The sequence below is a fragment of the Nocardioides sp. genome, assembly GCF_041393715.1.
GTDB lineage: Bacteria > Actinomycetota > Actinomycetes > Propionibacteriales > Nocardioidaceae > Nocardioides.
In genome coordinates this window covers 93183-107555 of sequence record NZ_JAWKJQ010000009.1, presented here as the reverse complement: position 1 = coordinate 107555, position 14373 = coordinate 93183, and the positions used below count along the sequence as shown (strand labels likewise).

Annotated in this window: 12 protein-coding genes; 7 read left to right on the top strand and 5 right to left on the bottom strand. The window is 72.4% G+C overall.

Annotated elements, in window-relative coordinates; all coding sequences use genetic code 11:
- Positions 1-15: 15 nt before the first annotated feature.
- Entirely contained in the window at positions 16-399 is a 384-nt protein-coding gene (locus R2740_RS15055; RefSeq protein ID WP_371303505.1) for a VOC family protein, read from the bottom strand.
- Positions 400-571: 172 nt separating this feature from the next.
- Here R2740_RS15055 and R2740_RS15050 point away from each other — a divergent pair, with 172 nt between their 5' ends.
- Positions 572-1873: an MFS transporter gene (locus R2740_RS15050; protein ID WP_371303504.1), complete on the top strand. Its 1302-nt coding sequence runs from the start codon at positions 572-574 to the stop codon at positions 1871-1873.
- 392 nt (positions 1874-2265) lie between these two features.
- On the opposite strand, the gene R2740_RS15045 is transcribed toward R2740_RS15050, so the two are convergent.
- On the bottom strand, positions 2266-3396 hold the full coding sequence (locus R2740_RS15045; protein ID WP_371303503.1) for an EamA family transporter: 1131 nt from the start codon (positions 3394-3396) through the stop codon (positions 2266-2268).
- Positions 3397-3435: 39 nt separating this feature from the next.
- On the opposite strand from R2740_RS15045, the gene R2740_RS15040 reads away from it, so the two are divergent.
- The 4 genes from R2740_RS15040 to R2740_RS15025 all read left to right on the top strand — a co-directional run bounded on the left by R2740_RS15040 (position 3436) and on the right by R2740_RS15025 (position 6643).
- Positions 3436-3936 (top strand): MarR family winged helix-turn-helix transcriptional regulator, encoded by a 501-nt coding sequence (locus tag R2740_RS15040; RefSeq protein WP_371303502.1) that lies wholly within the window; start codon positions 3436-3438, stop codon positions 3934-3936.
- Positions 3937-4654: 718 nt separating this feature from the next.
- Complete coding sequence (locus R2740_RS15035) at positions 4655-4960, top strand: hypothetical protein (protein WP_371303501.1); 306 nt, start codon at positions 4655-4657, stop codon at positions 4958-4960.
- Positions 4961-4980: 20 nt separating this feature from the next.
- Positions 4981-5130 carry a hypothetical protein gene (locus tag R2740_RS15030; protein WP_371303500.1) on the top strand — a complete coding sequence of 50 codons (150 nt, stop codon included), beginning with the start codon at positions 4981-4983 and terminating at the stop codon, positions 5128-5130.
- Between the two features lie 4 nt (positions 5131-5134).
- Positions 5135-6643, top strand: a complete 1509-nt coding sequence (locus R2740_RS15025; protein WP_371303499.1) for a hypothetical protein — start codon at positions 5135-5137, stop codon at positions 6641-6643.
- Between the two features lie 15 nt (positions 6644-6658).
- Here the strand turns inward: R2740_RS15025 and R2740_RS15020 are convergent, their stop codons facing one another.
- The 3 genes from R2740_RS15020 to R2740_RS15010 form a co-directional block, all read right to left on the bottom strand.
- Complete coding sequence (locus R2740_RS15020) at positions 6659-7123, bottom strand: hypothetical protein (protein WP_371303498.1); 465 nt, start codon at positions 7121-7123, stop codon at positions 6659-6661.
- A 4-nt stretch (positions 7124-7127) separates the two neighbouring features.
- Complete coding sequence (locus tag R2740_RS15015) at positions 7128-11057, bottom strand: SGNH/GDSL hydrolase family protein (RefSeq protein WP_371303497.1); 3930 nt, start codon at positions 11055-11057, stop codon at positions 7128-7130.
- 63 nt (positions 11058-11120) lie between these two features.
- A complete protein-coding gene (locus R2740_RS15010) occupies positions 11121-11591 on the bottom strand; it encodes a peptidoglycan-binding protein (protein ID WP_371303496.1) in 471 nt (156 codons plus the stop codon).
- 278 nt (positions 11592-11869) lie between these two features.
- Between R2740_RS15010 and dnaK the strand changes: the two genes are divergently transcribed.
- Positions 11870-13720 (top strand): molecular chaperone DnaK, encoded by a 1851-nt coding sequence (dnaK, locus tag R2740_RS15005; RefSeq protein ID WP_371303495.1) that lies wholly within the window; start codon positions 11870-11872, stop codon positions 13718-13720.
- Positions 13717-14370 (top strand): nucleotide exchange factor GrpE, encoded by a 654-nt coding sequence (gene grpE / locus R2740_RS15000; RefSeq protein WP_371303494.1) that lies wholly within the window; start codon positions 13717-13719, stop codon positions 14368-14370. Before dnaK ends, grpE begins: the two co-directional genes overlap by 4 nt.
- Positions 14371-14373: the final 3 nt, after the last annotated feature.

Below are 14373 nucleotides of genomic sequence, written 5' to 3'. Positions count from 1 at the left end.
AGCAGGCAAGGTCGGTCAGGCGCTCTCCCAGAGCCCCATCAGGTTGCCCTCGGTGTCGGTGAAGTAGCCGGTGAAGCCCATGTCGCCGACCTGCATCCGCGGGGTGACGACCGCGCCGCCGGCTTCCTCGACCTTGCGGAGCGCCTCGTCGATGCTCGCCACGTCGATGACGATGTTGGGGCCCTTGCCGGGGAACTGGTCGGAGCGCTCGAACATGCCGCCGTTGACGAAGCCGGCCTCGGTCGGCCCCTGCTCCGGGTCGGTCGGTCCGGTCATCACGATCGTGTAGCCCATCTCCGGCATGGCCATCAGCTGCCAGCCGAACACCTCGCCGTAGAAGCCTCGCGCGCGGTCACCGTCGTCGAACGGGATCTCGAAGTGCACGACCTTGCCTGACATGGGAACCTCCCTGGCCTCGGACCGGATCCTCCAGTCAACGACGCGGCCGGGCGCCCGTCAATGGGTGCGCCGTCGGTGGGGCCGCCGACCGCGGGACCCGCGCTCGCTCGACGCGACCGCCCCTCGATAACCAGGTGACCCGTCGGGCGTTCGCCTGCGACGATCAGCACTCGTGACCTGGCGCGACCGACTGCGGGCGATCCGCGTGGACGTCACACCGCTGCGCACCTCGCGCGACTTCCGGCTGTTGTTCAGCGCCGGGACGGTGTTCTACCTCGGCGGGATGGTCAGCTATGTCGCGATGCCGTTCCAGGTCTACCGGCTGACCGGGTCCAACATCGCCGTGGGTGCGCTGGGGGCGGTCGAGCTGGTGCCGCTGCTGGTCTTCGGGCTGTACGGCGGCGCCCTGGCCGACCACGTGGACCGGCGTCGGCTGCTCGTGCTGACCGGCATCGCCCAGCTCGTGCTGACGGCCGGGCTCGCGGTCAACGCGTTCCTCGAGGACCCCCAGGTGTGGGTGATCTTCGTGCTGGCCGGGCTGCTGGCCGCCGCAGGCTCGATGCAGCGGCCCTCGCGCGAGGCACTGATGCCGCGCACGGTCCGGCACGACGAGATCCCGGCGGCCAACGCGCTGACCAGCCTCGGCATGCAGCTCGGTCTGCTCGTCGGTCCGACGATCGGCGGGCTGCTCGTGAGCCTCGTCGGCGTCGGCTGGTGCTTCGTCGTCGACGTGGCGGGCCTGGCGGTCGCGTCCCTGCTGTTCGCGGCGATGCGGCCCTACCCCCACCAGGAGGAGACGACGCCGCCCAGCCTGCAGGGCATCCGCGAGGGCCTGAGCTATGCGCTGGGTCGTCGCGACCTGCTGGGCACCTACCTCGTCGACATCGCCGCGATGCTGCTGGCCTTCCCGGTCGTGCTGTTCCCCGCGCTCGCCGAGAAGGTCTTCCAGCGGCCCGAGCTGCTCGGCCCGCTCTACTCCGCCGAGACCGTCGGCGCCCTCCTCGCCACCGCGCTCAGCGGCTGGACGGCTCGGGTGCACCACCACGGACGCGCGATCGTCGTCGCCGCGTCGGCGTACGGCGCGTGCATCGCGCTGGCCGGTCTCAGCCCCAGCTGGGGCCTGGTGCTGCTGTTCCTCACCCTTGCCGGCGCCGCCGACATGGTCTCCGCGGTGTTCCGCGGGATCGTCTGGAACCAGACCATCCCCGAGCGGATGCGAGGGCGGCTGGCCGGGATCGAGATGCTGTCCTACTCCCTCGGCCCGCTGGGCGGACAGGTCCGGGCCGGCGTGGTGGCCGACCTGTGGTCGGTGCGCGGCTCGATCGTCAGCGGCGGCGTGGCCTGCGTCGCGGGAGTGGTGGCCACGGCGGCCTGGCTCCGCGACTTCTGGGCCTACGACGTCCGCACCGACGAGCACGCCCGGGCGGAGCGGACCGCGCGTGCCGCCCGAGGGGAGCCGTCCGCCGACGCCTGACGGACGGACCACCCTTTGGGGCGATCGGCGACCATGGCAGGGTTCGTGGTGGTGGACAGTTCGGCGTCGACCGAGAAGGGGGAGCGGTGGCCGATCGCAAGGAGCATCCTGTGCTCTGGGGGATGGTGGCCCTGGTCGTCGTCTCCGCGCTGCTCGGGCTGCTGGTCGGCGTCGGCACGCTGGCCGGGTCGCGGTTGGTGGGTCTCGGCGGGAGCACGGGCGACAGCACCGGCGACGGCGGGGACACCCTCTATCTCCCCGACGTCTCGCTGTCGAAGACCCCGGTGTCCGACAGCTCGTCCGGCTCCGACGGCAGCAGTCAGCCGGGCACGCCCACGAAGACCAAGAAGCGCAAGGCCAAGACGGCGATCTCGCTCACCGCGGGACAGCGGTCAGTCGCGCCGATGCAGCAGATCGACCTCACCGGCACCTACCCCGGCGGCGACGGCGCGATCCTGCAGGTGCAGCGACTCGACGGTGGTCAGTGGGTGGCGTTCCCGGTGACCACCCAGGTCTCCGGCGGCAGCTTCTCGACCTACATCCAGACCGGTCGCCCGGGGCCCAACCGGTTCCGCGTCGCAGACACCGCCAAGGGCAAGTTCTCCAACCGCGTCACGGTCACCATCGGCTGAGGTCGTGCCGCTGCGGGTCCACCGCGGCCGCGAGCGGAGCATCGACGTCGCGGCGGGCTGTCCGGCGAGCACGCCTCCGAGCACCATCGCCATCCCCGCGAGCTGGCTCCAGCCGAACGCCTCTCCGGCGACGGCCACGCCGAGCAGCGTGCCCACGACCGGGTTGACCAGCCCGATCAGGGCGGTCGGCCCCGCACCGAGCCGGCGTACGCCGGTGAACCAGGCGAGGTAGGCCAGCCCGGTGCCGACCAGGCCGAGGTAGGCGAAGCCGACCAGTGCCCGGCCGTCGATCTCGGGTGGCGCGCCCTCCACCAGGAGCGCGACCGGCAGCAGCACCAGGCCGCCGGCGACCAGCTGCCACGAGGTGAAGGTGAGCAGGTCGGTCGGTGGCGTCCAGCGGCGCACCAGCGTGAAGCCGACCGCGGAGGTGGCCACCGCCCCGAGCGCGGCCGCCACGCCGACCGGGTCGGCCGCGAAGCCGGCCTCGCGCACCAGCAGGGCCACGCCCACCAGGCCCACGAGCCCCCCGAGCAGGCCGGCGGGGCGGGGCCTCTCGGCCGCCCACCACCAGGCGAGCAGCATCACGACGATGGGGGAGACGGCCGTCATCGTCGCGGCCAGCCCGCCGGGCAGGTGGTAGGCCGCGAGGAAGATCAGGGCGAAGAACGCGCCGATGTTGAGGACGCCCAGCAGCCCCGCACGCCACCACCACGAGCCGCGCGGGAGCTCGCGACGCCAGGCGAGCAGGAGCAGCCCGACCGGCAGGGCCCGCACCAGCCCCGCGAACAGCGGCCGGTCGGGCGGCAGCAGGGTCTGGGTGACCAGGTAGGTCGAGCCCCAGGCGATCGGGGCGATCATCGTGAACAGGGTGACCCGACGAATATCTTCCATGGAAGATATAATACCTTCCGGAGAAGATATATTCCAGACATGGCCACCGAGAACCTCGACCACGTGGGACGGATCATGGCCCAGTGGGCGGTCGAGCGTCCCGACCTCGACGTCTCGCCCCAGGGCATCATCGGCCGGCTGCACCGGCTCTCCCAGCATCTCCACGACGAGCTGCGCCCGGTGTTCGCCGAGGCCGGGCTGAGCGATGGCGACTTCGACGTGCTGGCCGCGCTGCGGCGCTCGGGCTCGCCCTACGAGCTGTCCCCGGGCGCCCTGGGTGCCACCACGATGGTCACCTCCGGGGCGGTGACGAAGCGGGTCGACCGGCTCGAGTCGGCCGGCCTGGTGCGCCGCACCGTGGACCCCGACGACGCCCGGGCGCGCCGGGTGCGACTCACCGACGACGGGGTGGCGTTGATCGACCGGCTGTTCGGGGTGCACATGGCCAACGAGCACCGACTGGTGTCCGGGCTGACCGACCTCGAGCGCACCCGGCTGGCCGGCCTGCTCGAGCACTGGGGTCGTCAGCTGGGCGTCTGAGCCCGCGTCGACCAGCCCCGCCCGCGAGCTCCCCCCGTTGCCGTTCGGCGGGAGATGGGCGAGGATCGTCGGCGGCGGCCGCTCTCGGACGGCAGTTCGGACAGCGACACGGACATGGGGAAGGGACGCGCTGTGGGCGGCGATCCGAGTCACGACCCTGGGCTGAGTGCCTCGCCCTGGGTCTCGGTCGAGCTCACGGCCGGGGCGGTGTCCGTGGACGGCGTACCCGTCCAGGCGGACGGCACCGCCGAGGGTCGCTACCTCGCCGCCCTGCAGCAGGTCGCCGACGAGGTCGCGGCTCCGCTCGGCCGCCAGGTCGGCGTGACCGTGACCGGCGCCGGCGGCGTCGTCAACCACCTGGCCGTGCACCCCGACGGCACGGTCGACTCGATCGAGGAGCTGGTGCGCGACGCGCATGCGCCCGCGGCCGTCGTGGTCCCGATCGCCCGCAGCGAACCCGGTCCGGCCGCGTTGCCGCTCCCTCCCGCCCCACCCGCCCCGCCCGCCCGCCGTCGCCGCAGCTCGCTGGTGGCAGCGACCGCCGTGCTGCTGGCCGCCGGCGCGGTCGTGGCCGCGCCGCTCCTCAACGGCCGTGACGGTGAGCTGGCGGCGTCGAGCACCGAGGACCCCGGCGCCGGCGCCGCGGTCGACGAGGCCGCGGCCCCGGTGGTGCCGACGCCGCGCCGAGGCAGCGGTGCCGGAGGAGGCGGCCCCGGCGGTGGCTGCCCTGCCGGCCCAGGAGGTGCTCGCCGCGCCGACGCTCCTGCACCGGCCGGTCCTGGCCGCGGCCGCCGCGTCCACGGCGCCGTGCGAGGTCACGCTCCGGGTCGCGGCCCCGTCCAGGGTGGTCCACGCCGAGGTCCGGGTGCGCACGGCCGACGGCAGCAGCGTCGTACGCCGGCTCCGGCTGCGCCCCGGCCACCCGGCCGTCGTCGTGCTGACCGACCTCTACCCCGGCACCGCCACCTGGGTCGTTCGCGGCCGTCAGGGGCTGGCGATCGCCGACCGGGGCGGCTCGAGGTGATGCCACCGCCGCCCGAGCCGATGAGCCCGCCCGCGACCTCCACCGGGTCCAGCACGTCGACCGCGCCCAACAGCGGTGGTCAGACGTCCGGAGGCGGCGGCAAGTCCGGCGGCAAGTCCGGAGGGTCGACCATCGGCCCGATCGTCCCCATCGACCCCGACGACCAGTGAGCCGATGACCCCTCCACGCCGGACGGCGCTCGTCGTCGCTGCCCTCCTCGCTGCGGTCTCGCTGGTCGCCCTCACCCCTGGCCAGGCGGCCGCCGACGGACCCCGCACCGGCTATCGGCTCCGCGCCGACGGCACCGCCGCCGGTGGCTGGTTCGGCTCCCGCACGGCGTCCCACCGCGCGGTCTACCGGATCGACCCCGCAGCCCGGCCCCGCACCGGCGGCTTCCGCGACGGACACTGGGCGAGCACGCTGCGCGGCAGCGGTCCCGTGACCGTGGATCGCTCCCGGGTCCGTCGGGCGGCCTGGCTGGTGGCGAAGTACGGCACCTACGACTCCGATGCGCAGGCCGCCGCCGTCGAGGCCGCGCTCGACCACCTGCTCCACGGCGGCCGCTACCGGCTGACCGGTCGCGGCACCGAGCGGCGGCTGCGACAGACCGGGCGCGCGACACGATCCTCGGGATGGCGCGCTACATGCTCGACACCTCGCGAGCTGGCCGGCCCCTATCGGGTCCGGGTGACCACGACGGGCGCGGTGCTCGGAGGCAGCGTGCAGGTGCAGGTGCGGGTGACCACTCAGAGCACCGGACAGCCGGTCGCGCACCTGCCGGTCCGGATCGGCTTCGACGGGCGCACCCTCGCCGGCACGACCGACGCCGACGGGACCGTCGTCGAGACCGCGGCCGCCCGGGTCGCCGGCCCGCGCCCGGTGGTGGTGCAGGTGCAACGGGTGCCCTCCGACCGCCTGTTCGTACGCCGGCCGGTGCGACCCGGCGGGTCGCGGGTCGTCGTCGCGGGCCGCAAGATCGTGCTGACCGCGCGCTCGCGGGTCGCCGTCCAGGCCACCCCGCGCGCGTGGGTGACCACGCCCGACCAGCGCACCACCTCCTCTCCGGTGCCGGGCGTGACCCACCTCGCCGATGGCTACGCCTCGCCCCGGGTGGCCACCCTCAGGCTGCACGGGCCGTTCGCCCCGGGGGAGCAGCCCACCTGTGACACTGCCTCGGAGGTCGCTCGGGTCACCGAGCAGGTGGCCGCGGACGGCAGCTATCCCGTGCCCGAGACGCGCGTCGACGTGGCCGGGGTCTACCGCTGGTCGGTGCGCGTCCCGGCCGACGCCTACAACGTGGCGGCCGGCGGCTGCGGGCAGTCGGTGCTCCTCAAGGCGGTGCCGACGCTCTCGGTGCGGCCCACGAAGACGCCCGTGGCCCGCGGTCAGGCGGTCTTCGCCCGGGTCGCGGCGGCGGGCCTGCCCCCGACGTTCTCGCGTGACGCGATCGCCAGGCTCTACGGCCCGTTCGCCTCGCGTGACGCGGTGCGGTGCACCACCGCCAAGCAGGCGCGCTGGCGGTCGGTGACCCTGACCGGCCCCTCCTCGTCGGTGCGCACCGACTCCGTCAGCCTCGGTCAGAAGGGGTTCTACGGCTGGCGTGCCGTGCTCCCCGGCACTCCCCTCACCACCAAGGTCAGCACCCGCTGCGGAGCCTCCGGGACCATCCTCCGCATCCAGTAGCCGCCAGCCGGACCGTCAGTAGTCGACGGTGGCGTCGACGTCCATCCCCGAGGGATCCGGGATGTCCGGGCAGGCACGTCGCTCGACGGTGACCTCGGGGTCGGCGGCTCCCTCGGCCACCAGGGTGACGCACATCCGGATCGTCCAGTGCCCGAAGGGGTCGCCGTCGCGAGACCCGCCGGCCTCGCTGTAGACGGCCATCCCGATCTCACCGCTGGTCGGCGTGGCGTCCCGGGACAGGACGACGACCTGGAGGCTGCCGGAGTCCTCGGTGGCCAGGCGGTCGGCGAACTCCTCGACGCCCCGGCGGCCCGGCGCGCCTCGGAAGGCGTCCGCGAAGCCCGACGCGGCCTCGTCGACATAGCTGCGCGCGGTCGCGGCGGGCGCGTCGAGCCCCTGCTCCTCCGGGGTCGAGCATCCGGTCGCGGCGAACAGTGCGGTGACCGTCGCCAGCCCCGCCGCTCGTCCCGCGATGCTCACCCGGTCATTGTCCGATGCTCCGCAAGGCACGGTTCAGTGCATCGGCATACAGTCCCGTGCCGTCGTAGTTCGGATGGAACGACTGCTGGCTGACCGGACTGCTGGTGCCGAACGGCTCGTCGCCCTCGGTGCGGCTGAGCACCTCGTCGGTGATGGCGGCATCGGGGGCGCACGCGCCGCGACCCGCGAAGTCCCCGATCGGGTCGGCGAACGTGGTGGGGGCTCCGGCGGCCGTCGCGTGCTGCGCTGCCAGCGCCATCTGGTCGCGCATCACGTCGGTCATGTCGCTGATCCAGTTGACCTCCGCCATGGTGACGTCGACGGTGCAGCTCCCGTCCTGGATCAGCCGGGGATAGCCCATCAGCACGATCTTGGCGTTGGGCGCGAAGTGGTGGATCTCGGCGAGGGTGGTCTCGATCGACAGCCGAACATCGGTCTGGATGATGCTCGGCTCGGCCGTGGTCAGCGGCCCGCTGTCGCCGTCGAGGGTGGTGTCCTGGCAGCTGGTGAGCGGGTTGTGCACCGGGTTGTCGCAGACCGCCATGATCGGCCCGAAGCGCGCGTCGTTGCCACCGATGCTCATCGTCACCAGGGTGGTGTTCTCGTCGAGGTAGCCCTGGTCGAGCTGCGGGAGCGAGTTGGCCGCCTGGCCCTCCCGTTGGCCCTTCTGGCCCCACTCGTTGGTGGCCGCTCGGGACGCCGAGAGGATGTTCTCGGTCTGGGCCCCGCTGCAGGCGATCAGGTGATAGTCCAAGGTGGGGTCCCATCGGTCCTCGCGGCTGCCGATGGACTCGTTGAGGTTGCCGGCCAGGACGGCGCGCCGGGACCAGGCGAAGCGTGACCGGTGGCAGGCGTTGCGCCGCAGCGGGTTGCTGCCATCGACGTTGGTCTCGTGGAAGTAGTCGCTCTCGTCGTTGACCCCCGCCTCGCCCGAGGAGTAGGAGTCGCCCAGGGCCACCACGAACTTGGTCGGCTTCTTGGACAGCGGCACGATCGCCACCGCGTCCCAGGCGATGTCGTTGTCGCCGACGCCGTACTTCGTCAGGTTGCTCAGCTTGATGTTCGGCTTGCCGGCGAACTGCAGCACCCCGAGGGACACCCAGCCGTTGCGCCCGATCCGCTGGGCGGCCACGCGGGTCTTGGTGCGCGTGCCGCCCTGGAGCGTGCCGGCGCCCCGGTAGATCTGGTACGACGCCTCGCTGGTGTGCGCACCATGGTCGGGCATGTGCACCAGCACCCGGCCCCAGCCGTTGACCGCCGTCGTGAACGTCCACTTGCCGGTGACCCCCAGCGCCGGGTTGGCGGTCTGGGAGCGGGTGTGCGCGAACCAGAAGTGACCGTTGAAGCCCCCACCGATCTGGTGGGTGTCCACCTTCGACGGGAACAGGCCCGCACTGTCGCTGGCGAAGGTGAAGCCGAACGTGCCGGCGGAGGCGGCGGCTCGGGTGCACCCGTAGAAGGACGCCTGAGGGGTGACACCCGAGGCGGCGACATCGTCGATCACCAGGGCGCCGGCCGGCAGGTCCGACAGCGAGCAGTGTGGTGGGTAGGCCCAGCCGTCTCCCTGCTCGGGATAGGTGGTGTTGAACCGGGAGTAGCCGTTGCCACAGCTGTAGGAGCAGTCGGACTTCCAGGTGGCGGAGTAGTGGACCCAGCACTTGGAGCCGACGAAGCTGCACGTCGCCTCGCTCGCCCCCGAGGCCATCCCGCAGGAGTTGCGCGAGTCGCAGAAGGTCAGCAGCGGCGGCTTCTGCGCCGTGCGCGCGTAGACGTCGTTCCACCAGGCGACCCCGGTGAACGCCACGCCGTAGGTGTCGTGGACGACGACGCCGCTGGCGTTCTTGTAGTCGTACTCCGGGACGCCGAGCGACTGCGAGGCGAACCCGAGCACCTTCTCGGGGTAGGGCCACCGCGCGGGGTCGGCCGCGTCGGCGGGGCTGCCCCCGCTGTTGGCGTCGAGGAAGGTCCAGCGGTTCTCGTCGTAGCGCGGGTTCGCCGGGTTGTTCAGCCAGCCCAGGCCCCAGGCGCCGTCGGGGTCCGCACCCTGGGCGTGGAAGCCGGTGTTGTAGGCCCACACGGCGTAGAACCAGTTCTCCAGCTTGGTGGAGTCGCCGTTGTTGATGGTCAGGCCGGCGGCGCTGACCTCGTTCCACTTCTGGGCGAGCAGGCGGACGCCGGCGGCGATGTTGCTGGCGTAGTCGTGGGCGATGGCCCGCTGCTGGTTGATCGGGAGGGCGGCCACCTGGCCGGGCTGCTCACGACCGGCGAGCACCATGCCGTCGGTCATCTGCGAGATCCCGTAGCCGCAGTCGGCGTCGTCCCACACCACGTCCCAGTCGTTGGCGGAGCTGGCGTCGTAGATCGGCCGGCCGTAGTAGTTGCCGACCAGCGGGTTGCCGGTCTGGCCGTAGACCGCGTGGTTGGACGCCTGCCAGAGGTTCGACTCCTGGGCGAAGACGCCGAGCACCAGCGGTGCCGGGATCGTGGTGCCGCCGGTCAGCGTCGGCAGTGGGAACATCCCCTGCGGTGTCCAGGAGGCGGTGGTGTGGGAGTCCTTCCAACCCGCCGGGCGGGTCATCTTCAGGTTGTTCTGCACCGCCTGGTCGACGGCCCACTCCACCTGGCGCGGCGTCGGCTGGTAGATCTGCTGGGTCGGGTCGTTGCGCGGGATCGAGCAGCTGCGCTCGGCCTCGACGGTGGCGGTGGCCGTGCCGGCGGGTCGCGCGAGGAGCGGGGCCGCGGCCCGGGACCCGGTGCGGGCCGCGCGGCTGACGGATCCGCTCGTGCCGACCCTCCCGCGGAGGGTCTTGCCGGTGTCGCGCACCGCCACGGTGGTGGCGACCCGCAGCGAGGCGTCGAGGTCGGGCGAGGAGGCTGCCGGGGTCGCGGCGGCCGTGGCGACCGTGCGGTCCAGCGCCGAGAGGGCCTTCGTCACGGCGGCCTCGCCGGCGCTCGAGACGACCGACCCGGCCTTGACGGCCCAGGTGCTGACCGGGGCGGGCATCGGCCTCAGCGCCGTCACCTCCGTCCCGGTGATCACCGCGCCGCCGGTCAGCGGTGTCCGGCGGACGTCGATGCGGCCGACCGGCGCCTTGGCCAGGGCGGTCGTCCGGCCGCGCGCGAGACGGGACACCCGGCTCCTGGTCGCCGTCGTGTCCATGAAGACGATCGACCCGTCCGGCAGGGGGCTCACCCGCGAGATCCGGCCGGCGCTCGTCGCCAGCGTGCGGGGCTTGGCGCCGGGGCGGAACGCCAGGACTGCCGAGCCGCGCACGGCGGCGAAGCCGTTGCCGTAGGGCACGGCGGAGGTGACCTGACCCTTCACGACGCGGGTCGTCGTCACCCGGCCGCGGACGCCGTCGACGGTCAGCAGGCGGGTCTTCCGCGCGCCGCCCTCGGCGCCCTCCTGGGTGAACACCGCGGTCTCGCCGGTGCCGCAGCCCGGGCTGAAGTAGGCCAGCGACGCGTGCTCGGGCAGCGTCCGGACCCGCCCGGTCGCCATGTCCACCACGGCGGTGAACCCGCCTCGGGTGGTCAGCGTCTCGTCGTTGGTGAAGGTGCGCGGTGCGTAGACGACGAACAACCGCGTCCCCGAGCCGCTGAGACACGCATTGCCGATCCAGCGGTCGGTCTCGATCGAGGAGTCACCCAGCGTGGCCAGCGTCGACCACCCGTAGCCCTCGGACTTCCGGGCGACCAGGACGTGCAGACCCGACGCGTCGCCCCGGACGGTCCACGCGAGGTCGCGCGAGCGCTGCCAGTCCGGGCCGAGCAGCTTGGTGCGCGACGCCACCGCGACCCGGCCGTTGGGGGCGATCCGCCGAACCCCGTCGCCGGCGCTCGTGGGCGGCGGGCCCGCCGCCGCGGGTGACGCGCCCGCGCCGAGCGGGGGCGAGGCCAGCAGGATGCCGACCACGGCGATCGCCGCGACCATGGCTCGTGCGTGGGCCTGGTGGAACCTCCGGCCAGGCCGGACCCGCTCCATGCTCGACACGACCTAGTCGCAGCGGTTGTCGTAGGTCCGCGAGCCTCCGGCGCGGTAGGGATAGGCGTAGACCGGCCAGGCCATGGCCGTCCGGGTCTGGTTGCCGTAGGCCCCGTCGACGGCGATCTTGAGCTTGCTCTGGACCTTCTTCAGGGCCGACTCGGTGAGCGGACCGAAGCTGCCGTCGACGACGAGCGGGGTGCCGATGGTCGACGCGTAGCAGCGGTTGAGCGCCAGCTGCAGGGCCTTGACATGGTTGCCGGACGCGCCTCGCGACATGTAGCAGTTGGTCTGGTAGTCGCCGTTGGCGATCGGGAAGTACTTCTCGTAGCTGATCCAGTAGGTGGAGTAGTACGAGATGTACATGGCCCGCTGGCACGGACCGGCATAGGCAGCGGCCTGGGCCGGCGGCGCCGGTGTCAGCATCAGGCCCGCCAGCATGGCGATGGCCACCAGGGACGCGCGCGCAGATCGGTGGTGCATGTTTCCCCCTTGCCCGAGATCGGGGCAGCAGCACCTGCCCTCGGAGCGCACGCTAGCGCCGCGCGGTCACGCCGTAAACCCTTGACTTCTGCCGGGCGTCGGCGGCGGGAACAACCCCGGATCCTCCTGCGTTGAGCACCATGAATAGACTTGAGCGCAAGCGACTCAACTTCGCCCACAGTCACCCCGGCCGCGGCCCGCGGCCGGTCGTCAGCAAGGTCCGCGCGAGCGGGCACACCCCAGGCCCCGCAGGGCCGATCACCGGAGGTATCACACACATGGCACGTGCGGTCGGCATCGACCTCGGTACGACGAACTCCGTCGTCGCCGTCCTCGAGGGCGGCGAGCCCACCGTCATCGCGAACGCAGAGGGCTCACGCACCACCCCGTCGGTGGTCGCCTTCGCCAAGGCCGGCGAGGTGCTGGTCGGCGAGGTGGCCAAGCGTCAGGCGGTCACCAACGTCGACCGGACCATCCGGTCGGTCAAGCGCCACATGGGCACCGACTGGACCGTCGCGATCGACGACAAGCAGTTCACGCCCCAGCAGATCAGCGCGTTCGTGCTGCAGAAGCTCAAGCGCGACGCCGAGGCCTACCTCGGCGAGCCGGTGACCGACGCGGTGATCACCGTGCCGGCGTACTTCTCCGACGCGCAGCGCCAGGCCACCAAGGAGGCCGGTGAGATCGCGGGCCTCAACGTGTCCCGCATCGTCAACGAGCCGACCGCGGCCGCCCTGGCCTACGGCCTCGACAAGGGCGAGGACCAGACGATCCTGGTGTTCGACCTCGGTGGTGGCACGTTCGACGTGTCCCTCCTGGAGATCGGCGAGGGCGTCGTCGAGGTCAAGGCGACCTCCGGTGACAACCTGCTGGGCGGCGACGACTGGGACGCCCGGGTCGTCGACTGGATGGTCAAGAAGTTCAAGGACAACAACGGCGTCGACCTCGCGGCCGACAAGATCGCCAAGCAGCGCCTCCAGGAGGCCGCGGAGAAGGCCAAGATCGAGCTGTCGTCCTCGAGCGAGACCACGATCCACCTGCCCTACATCACCCACGGCGAGTCCGGCCCGCTCCACTTCGAGGAGAAGCTGACCCGCTCGGAGTTCCAGAAGATGACCTCCGACCTGCTCGACCGCACCAAGGCGCCGTTCCAGCAGGTGCTCAAGGATGGTGGCGTCGAGGTGGCCAAGATCGACCACGTCGTCCTGGTCGGCGGCTCCACCCGGATGCCCGCTGTCACCGACCTGGTCAAGGAGCTGCTCGGCGGCAAGGAGCCCAACAAGGGCGTCAACCCCGACGAGGTCGTCGCGGTCGGCGCGGCCCTGCAGGCCGGCGTCCTCAAGGGCGAGGTCAAGGACGTGCTCCTGCTCGACGTGACGCCGCTGAGCCTCGGCATCGAGACCAAGGGCGGCGTGATGACCAGCCTGATCGAGCGCAACACCACGATCCCGACGAAGCGCTCGGAGATCTTCACCACGGCCGACGACAACCAGCCGTCGGTGGAGATCAAGGTGGCCCAGGGCGAGCGGCCGATGTGGGCGCAGAACCAGCCCCTCGGCAACTTCGAGCTCACCGGTCTGCCGCCGGCACCGCGCGGCGTCCCGAAGATCGAGGTGACCTTCGACATCGACGCCAACGGCATCGTCCACGTCTCCGCCAAGGACCACGCGTCCGGCCGCGAGCAGTCGATGACGATCTCCGGGGGCTCGGCGCTCGGCAAGGACGAGATCGACCGGATGGTCAAGGAGGCCGAGCAGTACGCCGCCGAGGACGCCAAGCGTCGAGAGTCGGTCGAGGCCCGCAACCAGGCCGACCAGCTCGTCTACACGACCGAGAAGTTCCTCGACGACAACGGCGACAAGATCCCCGACGACGTCAAGACCGAGGTCCGGGCCGATGTCGATGCCCTCAAGGCCTCCCTGGCCAACGAGGAGGCCACGCCCGAGGAGCTGCAGGCCGGTGTGGCCAAGCTCAACGAGTCCAGCCAGAAGATGGGCGCCGCGATGTACGCCGCCGCCGAGGCCGACTCGGCCGCGGCGGGCGGCTCCACGGGCTCGACCGGCGAGGCCGACGACGACGTGGTCGACGCCGAGATCGTGGACGAGTCCGGGGAGGGCGGCGAGCAGTGACCGACCAGCCTCGCGACCCCCAGGAGCTCGACGAGGCGACCGCTGCGGAGGTGGGCTCCTTCGGCGACGCTGCCGGGGAGTCCACCGACGCGACGGAGGTCGAGGCCGGGCTCGGGACCGGTGCCGTCGACGGTGCGCAGGCGCCCGTCGGCGCCGAGATGGGAGACGACCTTGCTCGCGCCCAGCGCGACGTGGCCGCGCTGACGACCGACCTGCAGCGCCTCCAGGCCGAGTACGTCAACTACAAGCGCCGCGTCGAGCGCGACCGCGAGCTGGTGCGTGAGAACGCGACCTACGCCTCGCTCGCGCCGATCACCGAGGTCCTCGACACCATCGACCGCGCCCGCGAGCACGGCCCTCTCGACGAGGGCCTGCGCGCGGTGGCCGAGCAGCTCGAGCGGATCGTCTCGACCCTCGGGCTGACCAAGTTCGGCCAGCCCGGCGACCCGTTCGACCCGCGCATCCACGAGGCCCTCTCCCACGTGGGCGAGGACCCGACGGTGCTGGTCACCACCTGCAAGGTGGTCGCCAAGTCGGGCTACCGGCTCGGTGACCGGGTGCTGCGGGCCGCGCAGGTGCTGGTCGTCGACCCGGCCCCGCTGCGGGAGGAGCGGGCCGCCGCCGAGGCGCCCGCCGAGGACGCCGACTAGCGC